Source organism: Streptomyces daliensis (assembly GCF_054782395.1).
Window position 1 is genome coordinate 24,890 of record NZ_BAAGSO010000088.1, and the last position, 24,006, is coordinate 48,895.

Below are 24,006 nucleotides of genomic sequence, written 5' to 3' on the forward strand. Positions count from 1 at the left end.
CCTCCGCACGTACGACCACACGAGCAAGGAGCACGCACCCCCATGCCCCACCCTCACCCCCGCCCCCACCTCACCGTCCTCCCCGCCGCGTGCGACGTCCTGATCGTGGGCGGCGGCCTCGGTGGCGTGGCCGCGGCGCTCGCCGTCTGCCGCGCCGGGCGAACCGCCGTCCTCACCGAGGAGACCGACTGGATCGGCGGCCAGCTCACCGCGCAGGCCGTGCCGCCGGACGAGCACCCCTGGGTCGAGCAGTTCGGCGTCACCGCCACCTACCGGGCGTTGCGTGACGGGATACGTGAGCACTACCGCCGCTGGTACCCCCTGCGCGCCGAGGCCCGCGAGCTGCCGCACCTCAACCCCGGCGCCGGGCGGGTCAGCAAGCTGTGCCACGAGCCGCGCGTCGCGCTCGCCGTGCTGGAGGCGATGCTCGCACCGCACCGCGCCGCGGGCCGCCTCACCGTGCTCACCGAACACCGGCTCGTCGCCGCCGAGACCGACGGCGACACCGTGCGGGCCGTCACCGTCGAGGACGTGCGCGACGGCGCCCGGCACACGGTTGCCGCGCCGTACGTCATCGACGCGACAGAGACCGGCGAACTGCTCGAACTCGCGGGAGTAGAGCACGCGTTGGGCGCCGAGGCACGCGCCGAGCACGACGAGCCGCACGCCCCCGAGACCGCCGATCCGCTCAACCAGCAGGGCATCACCGTCTGTTTCGCCCTCTCCCACCACGAGGGCGAGGACCACACGATCGACCGTCCGGACGGCTACGATTTCTGGCGCTCCTACCGCCCCGACTTCTGGCCCGGCCCCCTCCTCGGCTTCCTCGCCCCCGACCCGCGCACCCTCGCCCCCGTCGAGCGCACCTTCGTCCCCAACCCGGACGTCGACCCGCTCGACGTCAACGCCGACCAGAGCGCGGACGCCGGGGACAAGGAGTTGTGGGGGTTCCGCCGCATCCTCGCCCGCGGGCTCTTCCGTCCCGGCGCCTTCGACTCCGACGTCAGCCTCGTCAACTGGCCGCTCAACGACTACTGGCTCAAGCCGTTCACCGGCGCCGGTCCTGAGACGGGCCGGGAGGCGCTGGCCGGAGCCCGTGACCTGTCGCTGTCCGTCCTGTACTGGCTCCAGACCGAGGCCCCGCGCCCTGACGGCGGCAACGGCGGCACCGGCTTCCCCGGGCTGCGGCTGCGCCCCGAGGTCACCGGTACCGCCGACGGGCTCGCCAAGTCCGCGTACGTCCGTGAGGCGCGGCGCATCAAGGCCGTCACCACCGTCACCGAGCACGACGTCGCCATCGACCTCGTCGGCCCGTACGGCGGCACCCGGCACCGCGACTCGGTCGGCGTCGGCGGCTACCGCATCGACCTGCACCCGTCCACGGGCGGCGACAACTACGTCGACATCGGCTCGGTGCCGTTCGAGATCCCGCTCGGCGCGCTCGTCCCGCGCCGGGTCCGCAACCTGCTGCCCGGCGGCAAGAACCTCGGCACCACCCACCTCACCAACGGCTGCTACCGCCTCCACCCCGTCGAATGGAACGTCGGCGAGGCCGCGGGCGCGCTCGCCGCGCACTGCCTGGACGAGGGCGTGCGGCCGCACCAGGTGCAGGCGGAGGACAAGAGGTTCGAGGAGTTCGCCCGGGTGCTCGACCGGGCGGGCGTGCAGCGCCACTGGCCCGACGTGCGCGGCTACTAGCCCGTACGACCGCCGTACGACACAAGGAGGTGTTCCCGTATGGCCGCGCAACCCGCACAAGCCTCGCACCGCGTCCGCGTCGGCATCGACGTGGGCGGGACCTTCACCGACGCCGTGGCGATCGACTCCGCCACACTGGAACTCGTCGCCCAGGTGAAGGTCCCCACCAGCCACCACCACGCCGACGGTGTCGCGCACGGCATCGTGGAGGCGCTGGACCGGCTGCTCAAGCAGGTCGGGTGTGCCCCTGACGACGTCGCGTTCCTCGCCCACGGCACCACCCAGGCCACCAACGCCCTGCTGGAGGGCGACGTCGCGCCCGTCGGCCTCCTCGGCATCGGCACCGGGCCCGGCGCCCTGCCGACCAAGCGGCTCGCGGGGCTCGCCCGCCTCGAACTCACCCCCGGCAAACGGTTCCCGCTGCACTACGCGCACATCCCCGACCCCGACGAACCGGCCGCCGTGCGCGCCGCCGTCGAGCGGGTCACCGCCGACGGGGCCGAAGTGCTCGTCGCGAGCGAGCCGTTCAGCGTCGACCTGCCGGACGGCGAGGAGGCGGTGCTGGCGGCGGCACGCCCGTACGGGCTGCCGATGACCGCCGCGCACGAGATCACCTCGCTCTACGGGCTGCGCAAACGCACCCGCACCGCCGTCGTCAACGCCGCGATCCTGCCGAAGATGCTGGCCACCGCCGACCTTGTGGACTCCAGCATCGCCGCCGCCGGGGTGACCGCGCCGCTGATGGTGATGCGCTGCGACGGCGGCGTCATGTCCCTGGCCGAGATGCGGCGGCGGCCCTTGCTGACCGTGCTGTCCGGGCCCGCCGCCGGGGTGGCCGGGGCGCTGATGCGCGAACGGGTCAGCGAGGGCGTCTTCCTGGAGACCGGCGGCACCTCGACCGACATCAGCGTGATCCGGCGCGGCAAGGTCGCCGTCCGGCACGCCACCATCCTCGGCAAGCCCTCGTACCTGTCCGCGCTCGACGTGCGTACGGTCGGCGTCGGCGGCGGCTCGATGGTGCGGCTGGACGGCGACGGACCGCGCCGTACGGTGCGGGCCGTCGGCCCGCGCAGCGCACACATCGCGGGGCTGCCGTACGCCTGTTACGCCAAGCCGGAGGAGTTGGCGGGCGCACGGCTCGCCACCGTCGGCCCCCTGGACGGCGACCCGGCGGACTACGCCGTCCTCGACGCCGACGGCGGGCGCTTCGCGCTCACCATGACGTGCGCGGCCAACGCACTGGGCCGGGTGCCCTGGGGCGACTTCGCCGCCTGCGACCCGGCGGCGGCCCGTACGGCGCTGACGCCCCTGGCGCAGGCGCTCGGCACGGACGTCGAGGGGGCCGCGGCCCGCGTGCTGGACGCGGGCGTACGGCAGGTGCGCGAGGTCGTCGACGCGATGATCCGCGACTACCGGCTCGACCGCGAAGCCACCGTCCTCGTCGGCGGCGGTGGCGGCGCCGCGACCGTTACCCCGCACCTGGCCGCGACCACAGGACTCACCGGCCGTATCGCCGCGCACAGCGAGGTCATCAGCCCCGTCGGCGTCGCGCTGGCGCTCGTACGGGAACAGGTCGAGCGCATCGTCCCCGGCGCCACGCAGGAACAGATCCTCGCCGTACGCGGCGAGGCCGAGGCCGCCGTCGTCGCGCAGGGCGCGGCCCCCGCGGCGGTCGAGGTCGAGGTCACCGTCGACCCGCAGACCAACACCGTGCGCGCCATCGCCACCGGCGCGACGGAGCTGCGCACCCAGGACCGGGCCCACCGCGCCGACGACGCCGAACGTCTCTCCGCCGCGGCAGCCAGCCTCAGGACCGACCCGGCCGCCGTCGACGTCCTCGCCGCCACCCCCGCGCACACCGTCTACGGCACCGAGTCCCGCCGCCGCTTCCGCAAGCCCCGCCGCCCGGTCCGTGTGCTGGACGCCGACGGCGTCGTACGCCTGCACGCCGCCGACGCACACGTCGCGGCCACCACCGTCGGGCAGGCCCCCGAACTGCTGACCCGGCTGATCAGCGAGTCCACGACATACGGCGACGGCGGCGTCCGGGCCCCGGCCCTCCGCCTCCTCCTCGGCTCCCGCATCGCCGACCTCTCCGGCGTCCTCGACACCGGTCCCCTCCTCGCCCTCGCCCGCAGCGAACTCCGCTCCCGCCCCGAGGACGAACCAGTGGTAGCCGTCCTGGAGACCCGCGCATGACCCGGCCCACGCTCCTGTCTCTTCCCGCTGCCCACCTGGCGGCCTTTCGCGCCACGTGCGCGGGCCTGGCCGCCCTGGACGACGCCGACCTGGGCACCCGCCTCCTGGCCAACACGCCCACCCACGAGTCCCGCGACCGGGCGCTGCTGCGGACGTGGGCGACGGCGGCCATGTCGTTCGGCGCCGAACTCGCGCTGAGGGAGCCGGAGGTCGTGACGGCGGGAGCCCCTTGCGCATACGGGCCGTCGGGCGCGGCAGTCGCGGCTGCGCCGCCGGGCCCCCGCGTGCCGCGCGTCATCGAGCGCCAGGGCGGGATCGAACGGCTGCTGTTCGCCCGGTACGTGTCGCGGCCCGTGCCCGTCGTCGAGTTGTACGCCGACACGCTCACGCTCGGCGAGGAGGTTGTCGAGGCGCTCGGGTGGCGGGAGTGGTTTCCGCGGGGGACGTTGCGGGAGGCGGTGCTCGCACACGAGGACGCCCACCACGCGCTGCACCACGACAAGGCACTGCGCCGCGCGCTGCGCGAACGCGTCGGGCACACCGCGCTCCGGCTCGGGCGGCGGCGTGTCACCGGGCATGTCGTCGGCGCCGACGAACTCGCCGCGCACGGTTACGCCGCGGCCCGCTGCGGTCTCGGCCGCACCCCCCTTCTGCTCACCGCCGCGCTCGCGGGCGCGGTCCGGGCCCTCGACGCACGGGCCCTCGAAGAGGACTGAGGCACCGCCATGGGAATCGTGATCACCCTGCTCATGCTGGCGGGCGTCGGGCTGATGCTCGCCCGCAAGCTGCCCACCGCCTTCGCGCTCGTGCTGCTGGGCGTGGCCATCGCGCTGGTCGCCGGGGCGCCGCTGACGGGCGAGAACAGTCTGCTCGACACCGTCCTCCAGGAGGGCTCGGTGGCGTTGGCCTCGACCATGCTCGCCGTGCTGATCGGCTCGTGGCTCGGAAAGCTGATGGAGGAGACCGGCATCGCGGGCACCCTGGTCCGCAAGATCGTGGAGTTCGGCGGCGACCGGCCGACCGTCGTCGCGCTGGGCGTGCTCGCCGTCTCCGGGCTGATCGGTACGGTCACGGGATCGGCGCCCGCCGCGATGATGGCGGGCATCATCGGCATCCCCGCGATGATCGCCGTCGGGGTGCCGAAGACGACCGCGGCTGGCACCATTCTGATGGGCATCGCGGCGGGGATGCCGTTCGAGCTGCCGGTGTGGCAGTTCTTCTCGACGGCGCTGGAACTGCCCGTCGACACCGTGAAGGCGTTCATGCTGCGGCTCTTCCCGTTCGCCGCCGTCTTCGCCGTCCTCTTCGTCCTCGTCGAGTCCCGCCGCAAGGGCGTCGCGCACACCTGGTCGCTGACCTCGCTGGACGAGCGGCCCGACGAGCGCCCCGGCGGAGGCGGCCGAGGCCGGGGCCGGGCCCGGCGGTTGGGCGACGCGCCCTGGTACGCGCTGCTCGCACCCGCCGTGCCGCTCGTCCTCGCGCTCGGTTTCGAGCTGGCGATCATCCCCTCGATGCTGGCCGGGGTCGTGTACGCGCTCGTGACCACGACCCGGCCGAGGGAGATGAACAAGCGGCTGCTGCGCACCCTGTACGCCGGGTTCGAGGTCGCGGCGCCGCCCCTCACCCTCTTCGTCGCGATCGGCATCCTGCTGGCCGCCGTCAAGTTGCCCGGCGCGATCGACGCGCTCGCCCCTCTCGTCAAGGCCGTCAGCCCGGGGCACCCGGCCGCGTTCGTCGTCGTCTTCACACTGCTGGCGCCGCTGTGCCTGTACCGCGGACCGCTGAACGTCTACGGCCTGGGCGCGGGCATCGCGGGCGTCCTCATCTCCGCCGGCGTCTACCCGGCCGCCGCCGTGCTGGGGCTGACCGCCTCGTACAACCAGGTCTTCGGCGTCGCCGATCCGACCAGCACGCAGACCGTGTGGGCGGCGCAGTACTCCGGCGTCAGCCCGCAGCAGGTGATGTTGCGGACGCTGCCGTACGTGTGGTGCGTCGCCCTCGGCGGACTGATCGTCACCGCCGCCGCCCGCCTCTGATCCGACCCCCTGAAGGGACAGGTTCATGACTCTCGACCGCCGCGACTTCCTGCGCACCGCCACCGGTACGGCCGTCGCGGGTGGCGCCGTCCTCGCCACAGGCGTTCCCGGCACCGCGTCCGCGTCCGTGCCCGGCGGCTTCCCCGACTACCGCTACGTCCGCACCCTGCTTAAGCCGGAGGACCTCGCGTACAACCCCACCGGCGAGATCATCTTCCCCTGCGTGCGCGGCGTCTACGACAAGCTGCCCTCGCCGCTGGGCCGCTACTACCTCTACTACGCCCCGCACGACGCCCCCGGCGGCATCTGCCTGGCCTACGCCGACTCGCTGGAGGGCCCCTTCACCGAGTACCCGCGCAACCCGGTCGTGCGCAACGACTGGGCGCCGCACTACAAGGTCAGCCATGTCTCGTCCCCGCATGTGATGTGGCACGCGGAACGCCGTGAGCTGTGGCTCTACTTCCACGGCGAGAACACCACGACCCGCCTCGCCCGCTCCAAAGACGGCGTCCACTTCACGTACGACCGCGCCGTACTGACCACCGCGATGCTGCCCAAGGGCACCACCGAGACGTCCTACGCCCGGGTCTTCCAGCACGACCTGCCCGCCCGCGGCGCCCGTTACGTCATGCTCTTCATGCGCAACGACACGACCAACCACCGCGACATCGGCTGGGGCTGGTCGCCGGACGGCCGCTCCTGGGAGTTCGACCCGGCGCCGCTCATCGACCACGCGGAGGTCGGCACTTCCGACGTCTCCAGCGCGCATCTGCTGACGCGCGGCGGGCGGACGTACGTCGTCTACCACACCGACAAGGGCAGCGGCGGGAACATTCTCCTCACCGAGGTCGGCACGGACTTCTCCCGCCGCGACCACCTCGGCGTCTTCTACGACTCGGGCAGCGCGGCGCCGGAGAACGGCCGTGCCGCCGCGCCGTCCTTCGGCACCGACGGGGGAGTGCCGTACATGATCTACGAGGCGGGCGAGCGGCTGGACGGCGTGATCGCCCTGGCCCGGGGCTGAGGCTCGCGCGACGGGCCCCGTCAGATCGCCTCCTGCGGCTCCGTCCGGGGCGCCTCACCCTTTTACGGCCTGCGCACCCAGCTCGCCCGGCATCAGGTGCTGCCCGGCGGTGTGCCGGGTGTGCGCCACCCGGGCGGCTCCATCGGGTGGTCCGCGTACGACTTGATCGCCTGCGTACGGTGCCTTCGGGCTGGTGACGCGAGTGAAGGTACGGCAGGGGCGCATCCGAGGTGGAGTGATCTGGTTTCCTCCCTTGGGAGCGTTTGCGCCTGGTCCCTGTTTGTCCTCGTGCCGACGTGGCGATGGACCTGCGGTGAGGACCGAAGACTCTGCGGCCTGTCCGTTCTCGGCGGACGGCATGTGCCCCGCCGGCAGTGAATTCCTCTGCGCGGGCGGTGCCTCGCCGGCCGCGATGACGCCGGCAGACACCGCCGAGGGGACCTGACCACGTGCGGCTGAGGGGCCCGCGTCCGCTCCACCGGCCGATTACCACGCTCACCAGGAGCTGATGACAGTGCCACCGCCGGACCCGCCCGTTACCGCCCTGCCGAACTCCCGCCCCACCGACCGGGAGCCGCCCGCCGCGCACCTGGTGCCGCTCGGCGCCACCGGATGGCACGTGTGGCGTGACGTGCTGGTGCGCGGCGCCGGATTCCCCGCCCGCCTCGTCGATGAACTGGCCGACCCGGACCTGGCACGTACCGCCGATGCCCTGCTCTCCGGGACGGTCACAGCCGATGCGTACCACCGCGCCTTCGACACCGCGGTGGCACGTTTCGGCGAGGTCGTCCGGCGCACGGCCGCGGACGGCCGCTTCCGGGAAGCGGTGGCCTGGCAGAACCATGCGCTGCTCCCCAGGTGCCTGGACAAAGCCGTCCCAGAAGCCCCCCGGAACAGCAAGGGGCGCGAACACCAGGAGACCATCGTCAACTACCTGCAACGCTACGCGTTGAAGAACGACACCATCGGCTTCTTCGGGCCCACCGCATGGGGACAGTGGACCCGGCCCGCGGGCGGCGTGTGCGAGGAGGGCCGGCTCCGGGTCGAGCCGGGTCGCCGGTTCCTCCGTCACCGGGCGGTGTACTTCGAGAGCTGGGCCGTCGACGCGGTCGCCCAAGCGCTGGGCCGGGACCCCGGTATGACGCCCTGGCTCCTGCCGCGCCGTGACCCCAACGTGGCCGTGGAAGAGGGGGGCCTGCTTCGGCGGGCGTCCGGCTCCTCACTGCAGCTGTCGCCCGCCCAGGCCGCGCTGTTGCAGGCGTGCGACGGCAAGCGCCCGGCCGTCGAGGTGGCTCGTGAACTCGCCGGGCCCGGCCTTCCCTACGGCTCCGAGGCCGAGGCCATGACGGCGCTGAACCGGCTGCTCGGCGAAAGGCTCATCACGCTCGGTCTCGAAGGGCCCCTTGAGCTGCACCCCGAGATCACCTTGCGTGACAAGCTGCGCCGAATCGGCGATCGGTCTCTGCGGAACAAGGCGCTGGCGGATCTGGACCGGCTCCTCGGCGCGCGGGCGTACGTCGCGGCGCCAGCCGGTGACGCCGAGCGGCTGGCCGCCGCGCTCGACCGGCTCAACACCGAATTCGAGCAGGTCACGGGCATGGAGGCCGGACGGCTCCACGGACAGACCTACGCAGCCCGCACCCTCGTGTTCGAAGAGACGGTCCGCGATGTGCACGTGGAGCTGGGCACGGCCTTGCGTGCCGAGTTGGCCGGCCCGCTCGGTCTGGTGCTGGACAGCGCCAGATGGCTGGCCAACCGCATCGCGGCGGAGTACGGCGCCTACCTCTTCGCGGCCCACCGAGACTGGACGGCCGCCCACCCCGGGGCGGCGATGCCGCTCGTGGAGCTGTTGGAGCACGCCGGGCAGAAGCTGGGGTGTCACGGCACGGACTCCGACGAGACACGCGCCGCCACCGTCGACTTCCAGCAGCGGTGGAGGCATGTGCTCGGGGCGGCGGCGCGCCCCGAGACCGGTATGCCCGCGCAACTCTCCTCCGGCATGCTCGCCGACCGGGTGCGGGCCGCGTTCCCGGCCGCCCGCCCCGCCCACTCGGCCGCCGTTCACCATGCTCCGGACGTGATGATCGCCGCAGCCTCGGAAGCAGCCGTCCGACGGGGCGAGTACGAGGCGGTTCTGGGCGAAGTACACGCAGCCTTCAACACCCTGGAGCACCGCTCCACGGTCGAGCACCATCCCGACCCCGAAGCACTGCGCGGCTACGACGCGGCGGACCACGGCGGCCGACGGATCTACCTGGTGCCGCCGAAGAAGAACCTGCTGGCCACGACCAGCAGCAGGCTGAGCCCGCCGACGGCGATGCCCGCACCGGACACCGTCTACTGGAGCACGTGCAACCCCAGCATCGAACCGCCCGGCAGGTTCCTGGCCCTGGCAGACCTCTTCGTCCACGCCACCGACGAACCCGGCGCCCTGGAAGTGCGCGACGGCGCCGGAACCTTCCGCGCTCCGCTGCTCGACGTGCTCAGCGAACCCCTCAGCGACGTGACCGCGACCGCCTTCCAGCCGTTCCCGCGCTGTCGGCACCGCGGACGGGTCACCGTCGACCGCCTCGTCGTGGCACGGGAGGCGTGGACACTGCCCGCCGCGGAACTCACCTGGGCGGACCAACGGAAGGAGCGGGGGGAACGGGAGAGGTTTCTCGCCGCCCGCGCCTGGCGCGTCGAGAACGGCCTTCCGGAGCGGGTGTTCGCCAAGACACCCGGTGAAATCAAACCGTTCTTCGTGGACTTCGGCAGCATCCCGCTCGTCAATCTCTTCGCGAGGGCCGTGCGGCGGGCGGCGGCGAAAGACGCGGAAGCTCAGGTGACGCTCACCGAGGTCCTGCCCGACACCCACCAGACATGGCTGACCGACGATCTCGGCGAAAGGTACAGCTGTGAGCTGAGAATGATCGCGGTTGACCCGCTGTCCACCGAGCGATAAAGCGATAGGACTTGCTGAGAGTCCTGACAGGGAAGATCCCCGCAGGTCACCGACCCGGCCCATTGCCAGGAGCGCAGGAAGCCCCGTCGGGGCAGGGTGGCCCGATGGGTCCCCTGTCCCGACGGAGTTCGGCGGGCCGGGCGGCGGGTTACCGGCGCCCGGCAGGGGCCGGTGCCGTGTGCGGCGCTCTCTGCTCAGCCGAAGTTCACGTCGCTGCACCACATGTAGGCCTGGTCGAGGTGCGAGGCCTGCCAGATGACGAACAGGACGTGGTGTCCGGTGTAGCCGGAGGTGTTGACGTTGAAGCTGATGTCCTGCGCCGGGGCGTAGCGGCCGGTCTGCGTGATGAAGTCGAGATTGCCCCAGCCCAGGTTCTGGGTCTTGGGGTCGAAGCCCTGCTTGCTCACGTAGACCTTGAAGTAGTCGGCGCCGTGGGACGCCTGGTCGTACAGCTGGACCGTGAAGTTGTTGCTGACGTTGGTCGTCTTCCACTGCCCGGGCTTGTTCAGGCTGTCGTTCCTCGAGAGGTTGTTGCTGCAGAGCGTCCCATCGGGGGTCCGCGCCTGGAACTGGCCTCCGAGGCCGTCGCGGAGCGCGCTCATCCAGTTCCACATGGTGTCGGGGTTGGCCTGGAATGCCTGCCAACACATGGGGTCTTCGGTCTGCATGGCCGGGTTCGTGTGGTTGTTGCCCCACGTCTTCCAGCACTGGTACGCGCGGGTGGCGGGGTTGACGATGGTGCCGTGAGCCTGTGCGGGGGCCGACCAGGTCAGTGCGCCGACAACCACGGCGAACAGCATGACGAGCGCCTGGAGAGGCCGACGGAGGGACAACCGCGAACGCCCGGTTAATGATCTCTGTCTGCGCATGTGGGGGAGCTCCTTCCCGTTGCAAGGCCATCATGGGAGCGCTCCCAAAATTAGGGCGTCCAAGTGAAATGTCAATGGAAGAAACGGAGTTGATTACACGGACGGGTGGCGAGGAGGACGGGTGGCTGGCTCCGCCGGAGGCGGTCATGGCGAGGTCCACGGCGCCGATGGCGTACGGGCCTCCTCGGTGATGCCGAGGCAGGCCGACGACAAGGCGAGGTTTCCCGCGGTGGAGGAGCGCCGAGCTGTGCGGACGGCTCCAGGTCGCGACGAATGTCGACGAAGACCAAGCGTAAAAGTTCGTTGCGAGAGCGGGTGGTGACGGGCGATTTCGACCAGCAACCGCACACCGGTCAGACTCTTCGCGGCGAGCAGCGCATCCAGCGGGTGGTCTCCCGTGGCGGTGGTCACGACGGCGGCCCCCTCTTCCAGCGGCGGGCGCTCTCCACTCTGCTCGTCCAAGCACCAGCCCGACACCAGCGCGACCTTCAGCACCACCCCGCAGCTCTTCGGCGCCGCAGGCGCGGCCGGGCTCATCGCGGTCATGCAGAGCATGTCGACCCACGGTAGCGAGGTAATCATCCGCGGCGTCCATAGCGCCTTCACCACCGCAGCGTGCAGCGCGGCGGTACTGCTGGCGATCACCGTCCGGGTTGCGCTCCGGGCTCGCCGGAAGCCGACGCCCGTACCGAGCTCGTGGAGTTGGCAGCCGGTACCTGAAGGGAGGACCGGCTCGACCACGCGGCAAGCTGTTCACGCTCGTCGCGGCCAGGGCCCTCGCGTCGTCAGCTCTGCGACACCGAGGAGATTCGGCGCGAGCTGAACCACGCGGGGCTCGACAGGATCGACGACAGTTCCTTCCCGCGTGTCCAGTGGTCAAAGGCGGCCGGCGTCGCCCCCCTGGATGGCACCCGGAGCAACCGCGTGCTGGCCATCGCCAACGCCGGAGCGACGCTCCGGTCGCGGGAGACGGACTCGAAAGCTTGCCGGAAGGCCGTCGAACAGGTGCAGCGAGCAATCCTGGCTGCGCTCACTGTCGGCGAGGCAGCAGGCGAGTTTAAGGAACGCTTCATGGATGTCGGCTCAACCAGGACAGTACGGACCAGTTCATGTTCGCCAGCCCGGCCGCACGCAACTTCTTCCCCGGCTGGGAGCGGGGCGCCTACGACATCGTCGCCACCCCCACCCGGACGGCCGATGACCGCACACCTGGCGCGGCGTCCCGGAGACGTGAGGAGCCGCCGCCTGAGCCCGGGGCCCGGCCCTGGGCTGTCCTGTTTCAAATATATGTAACATACAAATAGAAGATTGGGTGTGCTGGCCAGGGCATACGTGGCAAGGAAGAGCGGAGAGTGCGAATGAGCAAGAACGAGCGTTTGTCGCGTGCCCTCCTCCTGGAGGAGTTCGGCACCCTGCCGAAGCCTGTGGCCCGGACGCTCCCGACGCCCGCACCCGGCCACACCCTGGTGCGCGTCCAGGCCGCCACCGTCGCGCACCTCGACCTCAACATCCTCGACGGAAAGTTCGGCATCCTGCCGGAGCTGCCCTTCGTCCCCGGCACCCAGGGCAGCGGCACCGTTCTCGCCTCCGACGCCCACCCCGAGGGCGCGCTGGTCCGGCTGCGCGGCGAGGGCCTGGGACTCAGCCGGGACGGGACCTGGGCGCAGCACGCGCTCGTCCCGGACTCCGCGGTCGAGGTCATGCCCGAGGGCACCGACCCCGCTCTGGCCGGCATCTACTCCTCACCGGTCGGCACCGCCTGGGCGGCGGTGCACCCGATCGCCCGGGTGCGGCCGGGGGAGCGGGTGCTGGTGACCGGTGCGTCCGGCGCGGTCGGCGCGATGGCGGTGCAGCTCGCCGCACGGGCCGGGGCCGAGGTGGCAGGCGCGGTCGGCCGCCCGGCCAAGCTGCCGCACGTTCCCGCTCCCGCCACCCCGGTCCTCGCGTCCGAGCTGTCCGAGGACGCGATCGGGGGCCCGGTCGATGTCCTGATCGACACCGTCGGCGGCACGATTCTGCGCGACGCCCTCAAGCTGGTCCGCCCGCGCGGCCGAGCCGCCCTCCTCGGCTATACCGCGGGCCGGGAATTCACCATGGACCTGGCCGACTTCTTCCTGGCCGACGTCTCACTCCTCCCCGTCAACATGATCAGCCGTGGTGAGGAGGTCGCCGGGGAGGCCGCCCGACTGCTGACCGAGCTGTCCTCCGGGGTCCTCTCGCTCCCGTTCGAGCGGTACGCCATGGACTCCGTCGGGGAGGCAGTGAAGCGACTGCGGGCGGGAGAGGCGATCGGAAAGATAGTGCTCGACCTCACCTGAGCCCCGTTTCACCTGATCCGGCCCGTGTCAGGAAGCCGACGGCTGCGACGCGAGATCGAGAGCGATGTCGGTGATCATGTCTTCCTGGCCGCCGACCATGCCACGGCGGCCGGCCTCGACGAGGATGCTGCGGGTATCCAGGCCGTAGCGGGCGGCGGCGGCCTCCGCATGGCGCAGGAAGCTGGAGTAGACACCGGCGTAACCGAGGGTGAGCGTCTCCCGGTCGACGCGGACCTCGCGGTCCTGGAGCGGCCGTACGACGTCGTCGGCGGCGTCCATCAGGGGGAAGAGGTCGCAGCCGTGTTCCCACCCCATGAGGTCGGCGACCGCGATGAACGCCTCCAGCGGGCAGTTTCCGGCCCCCGCTCCCTGCCCGGCCAGCGAGGCGTCCACACGGGTGACGCCGTTCTCCACGGCGACGACGGTGTTGGCGACGCCGAGCGCGAGGTTGTGGTGGGCGTGGATGCCCAGTTCAGTGGCCGGGTCGAGGACGTCGCGGTAGGCGCGGACGCGGTCGCGTACCCCGTCCATGGTCAGGCGTCCGCCTGAGTCGGTGATGTAGACGCAGTGGGCGCCGTAGGACTCCATGAGCTTGGCCTGGCGGGCGAGCTCGGCGGGCTCGGCCATATGGGACATCATCAGGAATCCGGCCACGTCCATGCCCAGCTCTCGCGCCGCCGCGATGTGCTGCGCTGAGATGTCGGCCTCGGTGCAGTGGGTGGCCACCCGCACCGAGCGGATGCCGAGGGTGTGTGCCTGCTTCAGGTCGTGCAGGGTGCCGATGCCGGGCAGCAGGAGGGTGGTGGGGACGGCTCGCGTGGCCGCGTCGGCGACCGCTTCGATCCATTCCCAGTCGGTGTGTGCGCCGACGCCGTAGGTGACGCTGGAGCCGGCGAGGCCGTCACCGTGGGCGATCTCGATGGCGCCCACACCGGCCGCGTCCAGCGCGGTGGTGATAGCGCCGGCCTGGTCGGCGCTGTAGCGGTGCCGGACGGCGTGCATGCCGTCCCGCAGGGTCACGTCCTGGACGTACAGGGCGGGCGCGGTGTTCTGGTCAGTGGTCAACGTGCGACCGCCTTCGAGGAGTGGTGTGCGGCGATGCGCTCGGCGGTGCGCAGTGCCGCGGACGTCATGATGTCGAGGTTGCCGGCGTAGGCGGGCAGATAGTGGGCCGCTCCCTCGACTTCGAGGAAGACGGAGACCTTCACCACGTCCTTGCCGGTGTCCGGCCCTGCGAGGGTGCGCAGCGGGTCGTCGGCGGCGACCTTGTCGAACTGGACCCGCTGCTTGAGGCGGTAGCCGGGGACGTACGTCCGCACGCGGGCGGCCATCTCCTCCACCGAAGCGGCCACCGCCGCCTCGTCGCAGTCGTCGACCAGGCAGTAGACGGTGTCCCGCATGATCAGTGGGGGCTCGGCCGGGTTCAGGACGATGATGGCCTTGCCGCGCGTGGCACCGCCCACCTTCTCGATCGCCGCTGAGGTGGTCTCGGTGAACTCGTCGATGTTGGCCCGTGTGCCGGGACCGGCCGAGCGGGAGGAGATGGATGCGACGATCTCGCCGTAGCGCACGGGCGTCACGGCGTTCACGGCGGCGACGACGGGGATGGTCGCCTGGCCGCCGCACGTCACCATGTTCACGTTGGGAGCCGCGAGGTGTTCCTCGGCGTTGACCGGCGGTACGACGTACGGCCCGAGCGCGGCGGGGGTGAGGTCGACGACCGTCTTGCCGTGTTCACGCAGAATCTGGTCGTGACGGCGGTGCGCACCCGCTGAGGTGGCGTCGAAGACGATGCGCACGTCCTGGAACCCGTCCATGGCAACCAGGCCGTCGATGCCCTCGTGCGTGGTGGCGACCTTGAGCCTGCGGGCCCGGGCGAGACCGTCGGAGTCCGGGTCGATGCCGGCCATGGCGGTGATCTCCAGGCTCTCGGACAGCCTGAGTACCTTGATCATGAGGTCGGTGCCGATGTTGCCCGAGCCGATGATGGCGACCTTGGTGCGGGACGGGGGCGTCGTGTTGGTCACTGCTGCGCTGCCTTCTGGTCGGGGGCGGGCGGTGCGAAACCGACACGCACGGAGCCGAGCCCGGAGATGGTTGCTGTGAAGCGGCTGCCGGGGAGGGCGGCGGCCATGGGGCCGAGGGCACCGGTCAGCACGACGTCCCCGGCGCGCAGCGGGTCGCCCATGGCGGCCAGTGTCGTCGCGAGCCAGACGGCCGCGTTGAGGGGGCCGCCGAGGCAGTCGGCGCCGGTGCCGCGGGACACCTCCTCGCCGTCACGGGTGAGCCGCATACCTGCCTCGCGAAGGTCGATCGCGGTCAGCGGTACGGGTGTGCCGCCGAGGACGAACAGGCCGGAGGAGGCGTTGTCGGCGACGGTGTCGAGCAGGCTGATGTCCCAGTCCGCGATCCGGCTGTCGACGATCTCCAGGGCGGGGAGCGCGAAGTCCACGGCGCGCAGCACGTCGGCGAGCGTGGTTTCGGGATGCGGCAGGTCAGTGGCGAGAACGAGCGCCACCTCTGCCTCGACCTTGGGCTGGAGCAGCCGCCCGTGCGGCACCGTGCCGCCGTCGGAGACCGCCATGTCGGACAGCAGGGCGCCGAAGTCGGGCTGGTCGACGCCCAGTTGCCGCTGAACGGCCGGTGAGGTCAGGCCGATCTTGCGGCCGACGAGACGACGGCCCCGCGCGAGCCGGCGCTCGACGTTGACGCGCTGTACGGCATAGGCGGCAGTAACGTCTCCGGCCGGGAGCTGGTCGCGTACCGGCGGACACGGCACGCCGGTCTGCTCGGCGTCCCAGAGGGCATCAGCCGTCTTGCGTGCCTCTGGGGGCAGCGTGTCGGGGGAGTGGTGTGACGTCATGGGCAACCTTCCGGGAGGGCGGTGGCGAACAGTTCCTGGATAGACGACACACGGTGTGTGCGGCAAAATTTGTTCCATGTCGCGGAACAAGTCGAACGGTACGATGCTGGAAAAGGCAGTAGTCCTGCTGGAGTGCTTCCCCCCAACGGGTGGGCCGTTCCGCCTCACGGAGCTGGCGGAGCGGGCCGGCTTTGCCAAGAGCACCACTTCCCGACTGGTGGGCTCTCTGGTGGACCTCGGCTTGCTCGAGCGCGGTGAACGCGGTTACCACCTCGGTGGAAAGCTCTTCGAGCTCGGCTCGCTGGTGCCGCGTCGGCATGATCTGCGCGAGGCCGCCCTACCCTTCTTGCAGGACCTTTTCGAGGCGACCCGTGCCACCGTGCACCTGGGAGTCCGCGAGGGGCACGAGGTGGTCTATGTCGAGCGCATCCACGGCCATGACTCCCTCGCACTACCCTCGCGCATCGGCGGCAGCCTGCCTCTGACCTGCACAGGAGTGGGCAAAGCGCTGCTGGCCTTCTCCCCGGCCGAACTGGTTGAGGAGGTGCTCGCGGGCCCCTTGCCCCAGTTGACCCGCCACTCCCTGACCGACCCGATGCGGTTGCGTTCGGCGATCGAGCAGGCTCAGGTCTCGGGCCTCGCCTACGAGGAGCAGGAGGCCGTCGAAGGGGTGAGCTGTATCGCGGCCCCTGTGTTCGGCGAGGGGGGCAGGGCCGTTGCGGCGCTGTCCGTCGCGGTGCCCAGGGCGAGCTTCCACCCGGCACGGCTCGCCCCCGCGGTGCGCACTGCCGCGCTCGGCCTGTCCCGGACGATGCGCGGCGGTACCTGAGCACCCGCGTCGAGGAACCGTGTTCGTGTCGTCGGTGCGCACGACGACGACCGGCCGGGCCCCTCGGCGATCAGCGGCCTGCGTGCCTGCGGAGGTATTGACCGACCACCTCGTTGAACTCCTCGGCGCGTTCGACCTGGGACCAGTGTCCGCACTGGCTGAAGAGGTGCGCGTCGGCGTTCGGGAGAGTGTTCAGCAGTTCCCACGTCCGCGAGACCGGGATGACCACGTCCTGCATCCCGTGAACCAGCAACAGAGGGATCTCCACCTCGGAGAGTGCGCCGAAGTCGAGTGGCAGCGCGTCCCGGTCCCGGTCGCGGGCTGCCACGACTTCCTTCAGCCGACTCGACGCGCTGTCGTTCAGGGCCGCCTGATAGCGCAGGCCGACCAGTTCGTCGGTGACCAGGCCCGTGTCCACGACGAACTGTTCCAGCGTGCGGCGGATCCCGGCCGGCGACAGTTCGGGCTTGGCGTGGCCCGCCAGCGCCGCGGTCCTCTTCGCGCCTCCGGTGCCCATCGAGACGATGCCCAGGATCCGCTCGGGAGCGTCGAGGGCGAGTTGCAGGGCGACCCAGCCGCCGATCGAGTTGCCGACGATCCAGGTCCTGTCGATGCCCAACGCGTCGAGGACGCGCAGCGCGTGCCGGCCCCACTCCCGGATCCCGTATGCGGTGTCCGGCGCCACGACGGTCTGGCCGTAGCCGATGGAGTCGATCGCCACGCAGCGTCCCTGTTGCGCGAGGCCGGGCAGATTGAGCCACCAGTTGGCGGCGGCGGTGACACCGGTCCCCGAGCCGTGCAGGAAGAGGACCGGAGTCCCTTCCCCCAACTCGTGGTAGTGGGTGAGCTCGCCGTCGTCCGTGGGCAGCCACTTGTCGTCGAGGCCGAAGAAGGCGGGGGTCCGGTACCCGGGAATCTCGGGGGTGGCCATCGGTTTTCCTTTCACTGAGCTGTCCCGGGCCGGCCGGGCACAGGTCACGGCCGGCGGGTGAGCTTCTCGATGACGGCATGTACGCCGACGACGTTGTTCACCATCTGGGTCACGCGGACATCCGCGGCGATGGAGCAGAGGCTGTAGGCATCGTCCGGGTCGAGACCTTCCTCGACCAGCCAGTTCACGAGGTCGTCCACCGCGCCATGGGCGGCTTCCTCGAGGTTCTCTCCGAAACCGGTGGAGAGGAAATGGGTCTCCGTTTCGGCCCGGGGAGTGCACAGTCGCGCGCCCTGTTCCACCGTGAACCGCAACCGGACATGGTCCATGCCGGTTTCGATGGCGGTCTGGTTCACTTCGCCGTCACCCTGGACCGCGTGGCCGTCACCGCAGTAGAAGCCGGCGCCGTCCCGGAAGACGGGCAGTCTCAGGCGGGCGCCGACGACGAGTGCGGAGAGGTCCATGTTGCCGCCGAAGGGGCCGGGCTCCACCGTGCTCCGTGGACCGCCCTCGGCCGGCGCCACTCCCATGATTCCCAGGAACGGCTTGAGTGGTACGCGCACGTGGCCACCGAGCGTGGTGGTCATGGAGCCGCGGTCCAGCTCGAAGTGGCGGATCGTCCCCGTGGGGAACCGGTCGCGGAGGACACCCCGCCCCCGGGGCTGGGCCACCACCAGGTTGAACCCGTGTGCCGCGGGCGTGAGCGCCAGCACGTCCACCACCAGGGCGTCGCCGGGACGGGCCCCGCGCACATGGACGGGGCCGGTGAGGGAGTGGGGGCCCAGGGCGTCCGGGAAGGCCGCTCGGAGGGCCGGAAAGTCCTCCATGACGATGTCCGGGGTGACCCGGTTTCCCCAATGCCCCCAGGTCGACAGGGTGACCTCATCGCCGGGGTCGATCGTGAGCACCGGCGGCGCGGCGGGATCGATCACCCCGACCCGGACGGTGTCAGGACCGGCGGGGAGATCGTGGGTGCGACCTCCCCCGGCCGGGGCCGGACGGCTGGGCTGCCGCGTCACACCCGGCTCGCTTCGCCGTGGCCCGGAGCCGGTTCCCGGCGGATCGAGGCCAGCAGATGCTGGACGGCACTGGTGGCACCGGACTTGTTGTTGGCGAACAGGATCCGGGCGAACTGTGCCCCGAGGTAGGGGTGGAACCCGAGGTCGTACAGCGTGCGGAAGTCCCGCTCCTCGATGGCGGTACGTTCGGCCGGGGTCAGTTCATAGCGGTCGAGCACGGCCGCCTCGTTCTTCACGAACTCCTCGCGAAGGACGGCGTTCCACTTCAGGTCCTGCACCAGATCGTGCGAGACCAGAGCGCGGTTGATGCTTTCCAGACTCATGGTGATTCCCTTCTCAGCGTCCGGCCGGTGCCGACGTCATGTCCCAGCTCACGGCACCGATGCCACAGCGCCACTTGTCCCAGGCGGTGTAGCCGAGGACGTCACAGGGCCGCTCGCCGATCGCGCCCATGACGAGGATCCAGCTCAGCAGCTCTCCGGTACCGCCGATGCCGGCCTGGTCCAGCCGCTCCAGGGTGACTTCGGAGAGGACCTTCTCGTGGTCGCCGTTGCCGAGGAGGCCGAGGAACCAGTTGTCGAATTCCTCGTCGATCCAGAAGTCCCGTACGCCGCCGGGCTCGTGGCTCATGCCACCGGTGGCGAAGAGGCCGACCCGCAGACCGGACGGCAGGTCGTTCTCGACGAGATCGGCGAGCTGCCGGCCGATCTCGTAACAGCGGTGCTGGTCGGGGAAGGGCGGAACCGTGACGTTCTGGAGGATGGGCACGATCGGAACGCCGGAGGCCTCGATCCCGGTTTTGACCACCGGCACCGAAATGTTGTCGTCGAAGTTGAGGTTCTCGCGGGTCGCGGAGACGGGGACTCCGCGCCGGTTCAGGCCGTTGAGGATCTTCTCGGCGATGTCCGGGCGCCCCGGGATCGCGTACTCGCCGCACCCCAGCCAGTCCTTGAAGAATTCGGCCGGGCCGCGGTGCTCGGGCGCCATACCGACGACGAAGTCCGGGTACTCGCGGATGCGGTTGTTGGCCATGTGGTCGTTGGCCACCATGAGGAGCACATCGAGATCGGCCTCACGGATCTGTCGTGTCAGGGAACCGTAGGCGGAGGTGACCATCTGTTGCGATGCTTCGGGCGCCTGATCGAACATGCCGATCAGACCTGGAGCGTGGCTCGCGGCCACGGCGAGACTGATGTGGGCCATGGGGGACTTCCTTTGTCGCTCGCAGGGGTTGTGAAGGCCGGTGGTCAGCCGGCGGCGCGCAGGTCCCGGGTCTCGTCCTGCCGGACGTCCAGGGTGTACGGGTCGATGTCGACGCCGTAGACGGTGCGGGCGGCGTCGATCGACACCACGCCTTCTCGCACGTCGCGCCGCACCAGCTCGGCGGGGCGCAGACGCGGGTCACCGAACCCGCCGCCACCGCTCGCGATCACCTCGAAGACATCGCCCTTGTTGAGGGTGTAGAACGCGTTGGAGTCGACCTCGACGGGCTCGGCACCGGCGCGAGTCAGGGTCAGACGCTGGACGATGCCGGGGCAGCCGCCGAGCAGTCCCACCGGTGCGGTCTCGGGCATGAAGCCGCTGCCGTAGGTGGCGCAGGCGATGTCGTCGGCCAGGACCCGCCACCGGTACCGCACGCCGAGGCCACCTCGCCACTGGCCGCCGCCCGCGCTGTCGGGGAGGTATTCGAGTTCTTCCAGCAGGTATGGGGTGTCCAGCTCGTGCAGTTCGGGGTCCGGCGCGCGCAGTCCGCCCAGGGTGTTCGACGGGGAGAGGTGGTCCCAGCCGTCGAAGCCCTCGGTGGCGCCGCTGCCGCCCTTGCCAAGGAAGTGCAGATCGCCGAAGTGACGCCCGGTGCGGGGGTTCATGCCCATCGTGGCGGGCGTGCACCAGCGGGCCCAACTGGCGTGCGCGCGGCCGGGGACGGCCTTCGAGAGGGCCACCCACACCGCCGAGGCGATGGCCTCGCACGTAGGGACGGTACAGGCGGCGACGGGTGCCGGGTCGTCGGGGTTGGTGAGCGAGCCGGCCGGGGCGACCACGTCGATCGGCTCGATGGCACCGTCGTTGTAGCGGATGTCCGGGTCGATGCAGCCGAAGAGGGCCAGGTGGGCAGAGGCGACCGTGTTGGCGATCGTGCTGTTGATGAAGCCCTTGGCCTGCTGGTCGCTCTCGCCGAAGTCGAAGGTGAGGTGCTCGCCCTCGACCTTGATCGTCAGCGCCACCCGGTAGGACCGGTCCTTGTCGATGCCGTCGTTGTCGAGCAGTGCGTCGGCGCTGTACTCACCGTCGGGTATCCCGGCGATCTCGGCGCGGACCTGCCGTGCGCTCGCCCGCAGCAGCTCGTCGGTGGCGGCGCCGATGGTCTGCGGACCGTACTTCTCCAGCAGCCCCTTGAGGCGCCGCTCCCCGATGGCGGTGGCACCGATCTGGCAGTTCAGCACGCTCTCCACCAGGGCGCGCATCCTTACGTTGGAGAGGATCAACTCCCAAGCGTCGCGGCGCGGTTCACCCTTCTCGACGACGCGGGTCGGCGGGATCCGGATGCCCTCTTCCTGGACGTCCCGCGCGCCGGGGTTGAACCCGACGACGCCGCCACCGCCGACGTCGACGTTGTGCCCCTTGGTCGTGGCCCAGAAGACGAGTCCACCGTCCCAGAAGACCGGCCGGGCGATGGTGATGTCGGGCAGGTGCGAGCCGCCGTTGAACGGGTCGTTGTGGATGAAGATGTCACCGTCGTGCACGTCGTCGCCGAAGAACTCCGCGATGGCGCGCAGGGCGAACGGCGTCGCCCCGCCGATGACCGGGATGTAGTGGGTCTGGGCGAGCAGCCGGCAGTCCGCGCTGAAGAGAGAGGTCGCGAAGTCGCGGGCTTCCACGAAGATCGGCGATCGCGAGGTACGCAGCATCGTCTGGCCCATCTCGCTGGTGATGCCGTCCAGGGCGCTGCCGATCACGGCCACGAGAATGGGATTGGACGTGGGGTGCGTCTGTGCCATCTGCTTGATTCCCTTCAGGCCGGCCGGTTCGCCGGTTCGATGACGTAGTTGCCCTGCGCGTCCACCGTCATGACGTAGCCCTCGACGAGGACGACGGTGGTGGTGGGCTGCTCGATGATCGCGGGGCCGACGACGCGATTGTCACGGCGCAGGGCGAGGCCGTCGTAGACGTCGGTGCGGACGGTCCGGCCGGAGAAGATCGCCTCACGGGCGCCCTTGCGGGCCGTACCCGGGTCCTCGCCGGCCGAGGGCTCGTCGGCGAGGGCAGGCTTGGCGGTGCGCCCCAGCGAGGTGAGGCGCACATTGATGAGCTCGGTGGGCTCACCGGGCATGGCGTACCCGTTGAGTGCCTCGTGCTTCGCCTCGAAGTCGCTGGCCAGCTGCTTGAGCGACTCCTGGGTGAGCTCACCGTCGAACGCCAGAGGCACCTCGATCTCGGTGAACTGACCGATGTAGCGCACGTCCGCGCTGAAGACCAGGTCGATCGCGTCGTCCGCCACGTTCTCGGAGCGGAGCGTCTCGACGGCCTCTTCCCGCATCTCCCGGTACAGCTCGCCGACCCGGTCCAGGTCCAGGGTGTCCAGGTCCGAGACGAAGGTACGTGCGTACAGGTGCTTGAGATCGGTCAGTAGGGTGCCGACGGCGCAGAACACCGATGACTCGCGCGGCACGATGATGCGGTTGATGCCGAGTTCCTGCGCGATCGGCACGGCGTGGATCGGGCCGGCGCCGCCCGCGACCACCACGGTGAACTCGCGGGGGTCGACACCGCGCTTGACCGACACCGCGCTGACGGCCTCGGCCATGGTCGCGTTCACCACGCGGTAGATGCCTTCGACCGCTTCCGTGACGGAGAGGCCCAGCGGCTTCGCGACCTTCTCCTCGACGGCCGTCCGCGCCGCTTCGACGTCCAGAGTGAAGGCGCCGTCCCCGAACATGTCCGGGTTCAGATACCCCATGAGGAGGTCGGCGTCGGTGGTCGTGGGGTTCTCGCCGCCACGGCCGTAGCAGGCGGGACCCGGGTTGGCGGTGGCGCTCTGCGGGCCGACCCGGAGGATGCCGCCGGAGTCCACCCACACCAGCGAACCGCCGCCCGCGCCCACCGTGTGGATGTCCAGCATGGGCAGGGCGACCCGGTACCCGGCGATCTCGCTGTCGCCGGTGAGCAGCGACTCACCGTCACGCACCAGCGCGACGTCGAAGCTCGTGCCTCCCATGTCGACCGCGATGACGTCCTCGGCACCGTGCCGACGGGCGTACCGCAGGGCCGCCCCGGGCGCTGCCGCCGGGCCGGACATGAGCGCGTTGACCGCCGAGTCGCTGGCAACCTCGGGCGACATCACCCCGCCGTTCGACTGCACGATGAGCAGAGTCCCGGAAAAGCTCCGGCCGGCCAACTGCCGCTCGATGTTCGCCAGGTAGTTTTGCAGTTTTGGGCCGACGAACGCGTTCAACACCGTGGTGCTGTGCCGCTCATAGGCGCGGATCTGGGGCACCACGTCGCTGGATATCGTGACGAATACGCCGGGCAGTTCCTCGCGCAGAATTTTCGCGGTGCGCTGTTCGTGGGCGGGGTCCAAGAAAGACCACAGATAGGAGACGGCGACCGCCTCGACGCCCTGCTCGCGGAAGTAACGCGCCGCCGCACGCACGTCGTCCTCGTTGAGCGCCACGACCTCGTTTCCCGACACATCGATACGTTCACGGACCGTCGCGATGAGCTCCCGGGGGACGAGCGGGGGCGGCGGCGCGTACTTGGAATCGTTCTGCCGCTCCCGTATACCGCGGCGCATGTTCAGCAGGTCGCGGAAGCCACGCGTCGTGACGAAGCCGGTCTTCGCCCCCTGGTGCGTCAGCACGGCGTTGGTGGCGATCGTCGTTCCGTGCACGATTGTGGACACCGAGCCGAGGAAATCCTCCAGCGACTCCCCGAAGCTGTCGGCCGCTTTGGCCAGTCCATTCAGCAGGCCGACGGACGGGTCGTGCGGGGTGGTCGGGGACTTGTAGATACGGGACTCACCATTTCCTTCGACAACAAAGAGGTCGGTGAAAGTACCTCCGATGTCGATTCCGATCCGCCGACTCGCCTTATTGCTTGCGTTCGTCATCGAGGAAACTCCATTGCTGTGAACCAAATGAACGCGCTGGAGGACGTGCGGCGCATCGACGCGACAACGAATCGCGTGAATGGCGCGGCCAGTGCGAACCGGCTCCGAGATTTACCGGAAGGCGCGGTGTTTCCAGAACCGTAGCCCGCCGTACATTGCACCGACAATG

Annotated in this window: 19 protein-coding genes; 8 read left to right on the forward strand and 11 right to left on the reverse strand. The window is 70.5% G+C overall.

Features of this window, described 5'->3' with window-relative positions:
• Positions 1-42: 42 nt before the first annotated feature.
• The 6 genes from ACYVOO_RS19540 to ACYVOO_RS19565 all read left to right on the forward strand — a co-directional run bounded on the left by ACYVOO_RS19540 (position 43) and on the right by ACYVOO_RS19565 (position 9,901).
• Positions 43-1,698 carry an FAD-dependent oxidoreductase gene (locus tag ACYVOO_RS19540; protein WP_461016926.1) on the forward strand — a complete coding sequence of 552 codons (1,656 nt, stop codon included), beginning with the start codon at positions 43-45 and terminating at the stop codon, positions 1,696-1,698.
• Positions 1,699-1,737: 39 nt separating this feature from the next.
• Entirely contained in the window at positions 1,738-3,897 is a 2,160-nt protein-coding gene (locus ACYVOO_RS19545) for a hydantoinase/oxoprolinase family protein (protein ID WP_461016927.1), read from the forward strand.
• On the forward strand, positions 3,894-4,613 hold the full coding sequence (locus ACYVOO_RS19550) for a hypothetical protein (RefSeq protein WP_461016928.1): 720 nt from the start codon (positions 3,894-3,896) through the stop codon (positions 4,611-4,613). The genes ACYVOO_RS19545 and ACYVOO_RS19550 overlap by 4 nt, the downstream gene beginning before the upstream one ends.
• 9 nt (positions 4,614-4,622) lie before the next feature.
• Complete coding sequence (locus ACYVOO_RS19555; RefSeq protein ID WP_461016929.1) at positions 4,623-5,933, forward strand: transporter; 1,311 nt, start codon at positions 4,623-4,625, stop codon at positions 5,931-5,933.
• A 25-nt stretch (positions 5,934-5,958) separates the two neighbouring features.
• On the forward strand, positions 5,959-6,957 hold the full coding sequence (locus ACYVOO_RS19560; protein WP_461016930.1) for a twin-arginine translocation signal domain-containing protein: 999 nt from the start codon (positions 5,959-5,961) through the stop codon (positions 6,955-6,957).
• Between the two features lie 508 nt (positions 6,958-7,465).
• Positions 7,466-9,901, forward strand: a complete 2,436-nt coding sequence (locus ACYVOO_RS19565) for a lantibiotic dehydratase (RefSeq protein WP_461016931.1) — start codon at positions 7,466-7,468, stop codon at positions 9,899-9,901.
• A gap of 194 nt (positions 9,902-10,095) precedes the next feature.
• On the opposite strand, the gene ACYVOO_RS19570 is transcribed toward ACYVOO_RS19565, so the two are convergent.
• Together ACYVOO_RS19570 and ACYVOO_RS19575 are read right to left on the reverse strand one after the other, a co-directional pair.
• On the reverse strand, positions 10,096-10,770 hold the full coding sequence (locus ACYVOO_RS19570) for a lytic polysaccharide monooxygenase auxiliary activity family 9 protein (protein ID WP_461016932.1): 675 nt from the start codon (positions 10,768-10,770) through the stop codon (positions 10,096-10,098).
• Positions 10,771-10,914: 144 nt separating this feature from the next.
• Positions 10,915-11,415: a hypothetical protein gene (locus ACYVOO_RS19575; RefSeq protein WP_461016933.1), complete on the reverse strand. Its 501-nt coding sequence runs from the start codon at positions 11,413-11,415 to the stop codon at positions 10,915-10,917.
• A 713-nt stretch (positions 11,416-12,128) separates the two neighbouring features.
• Between ACYVOO_RS19575 and ACYVOO_RS19580 the strand changes: the two genes are divergently transcribed.
• Entirely contained in the window at positions 12,129-13,088 is a 960-nt protein-coding gene (locus ACYVOO_RS19580; protein WP_461016934.1) for a quinone oxidoreductase family protein, read from the forward strand.
• 27 nt (positions 13,089-13,115) lie between these two features.
• On the opposite strand, the gene dmpG is transcribed toward ACYVOO_RS19580, so the two are convergent.
• The 3 genes from dmpG to mhpD are packed head-to-tail and all read right to left on the reverse strand — an operon-like array spanning position 13,116 to position 15,951.
• Positions 13,116-14,153, reverse strand: a complete 1,038-nt coding sequence (dmpG, locus tag ACYVOO_RS19585) for a 4-hydroxy-2-oxovalerate aldolase (protein WP_461016935.1) — start codon at positions 14,151-14,153, stop codon at positions 13,116-13,118.
• Positions 14,150-15,115, reverse strand: coding sequence for an acetaldehyde dehydrogenase (acetylating) (locus tag ACYVOO_RS19590; protein ID WP_461016936.1), 966 nt, complete (start codon positions 15,113-15,115; stop codon positions 14,150-14,152). Before ACYVOO_RS19590 ends, dmpG begins: the two co-directional genes overlap by 4 nt.
• Positions 15,112-15,951, reverse strand: coding sequence for a 2-keto-4-pentenoate hydratase (gene mhpD / locus ACYVOO_RS19595; protein ID WP_461016937.1), 840 nt, complete (start codon positions 15,949-15,951; stop codon positions 15,112-15,114). The genes ACYVOO_RS19590 and mhpD overlap by 4 nt, the downstream gene beginning before the upstream one ends.
• A gap of 103 nt (positions 15,952-16,054) precedes the next feature.
• Between mhpD and ACYVOO_RS19600 the strand changes: the two genes are divergently transcribed.
• Complete coding sequence (locus ACYVOO_RS19600) at positions 16,055-16,780, forward strand: IclR family transcriptional regulator (RefSeq protein WP_461017283.1); 726 nt, start codon at positions 16,055-16,057, stop codon at positions 16,778-16,780.
• Positions 16,781-16,850: 70 nt separating this feature from the next.
• Here ACYVOO_RS19600 and ACYVOO_RS19605 read toward each other — a convergent pair whose 3' ends face one another.
• The 6 genes from ACYVOO_RS19605 to ACYVOO_RS19630 form a co-directional block, all read right to left on the reverse strand.
• A complete protein-coding gene (locus ACYVOO_RS19605; RefSeq protein ID WP_461016938.1) occupies positions 16,851-17,711 on the reverse strand; it encodes an alpha/beta fold hydrolase in 861 nt (286 codons plus the stop codon).
• 44 nt (positions 17,712-17,755) lie between these two features.
• A complete protein-coding gene (locus ACYVOO_RS19610) occupies positions 17,756-18,643 on the reverse strand; it encodes an acetamidase/formamidase family protein (protein WP_461016939.1) in 888 nt (295 codons plus the stop codon).
• 83 nt (positions 18,644-18,726) lie between these two features.
• A complete protein-coding gene (locus tag ACYVOO_RS19615; protein WP_461016940.1) occupies positions 18,727-19,053 on the reverse strand; it encodes an extradiol ring-cleavage dioxygenase in 327 nt (108 codons plus the stop codon).
• Between the two features lie 13 nt (positions 19,054-19,066).
• A complete protein-coding gene (locus ACYVOO_RS19620; protein WP_461016941.1) occupies positions 19,067-19,933 on the reverse strand; it encodes a DODA-type extradiol aromatic ring-opening family dioxygenase in 867 nt (288 codons plus the stop codon).
• A 44-nt stretch (positions 19,934-19,977) separates the two neighbouring features.
• Positions 19,978-21,729, reverse strand: a complete 1,752-nt coding sequence (locus ACYVOO_RS19625; protein ID WP_461016942.1) for a hydantoinase B/oxoprolinase family protein — start codon at positions 21,727-21,729, stop codon at positions 19,978-19,980.
• Positions 21,730-21,743: 14 nt separating this feature from the next.
• A complete protein-coding gene (locus ACYVOO_RS19630; protein WP_461016943.1) occupies positions 21,744-23,837 on the reverse strand; it encodes a hydantoinase/oxoprolinase family protein in 2,094 nt (697 codons plus the stop codon).
• Between the last annotated feature and the right edge of the window lie 169 nt (positions 23,838-24,006).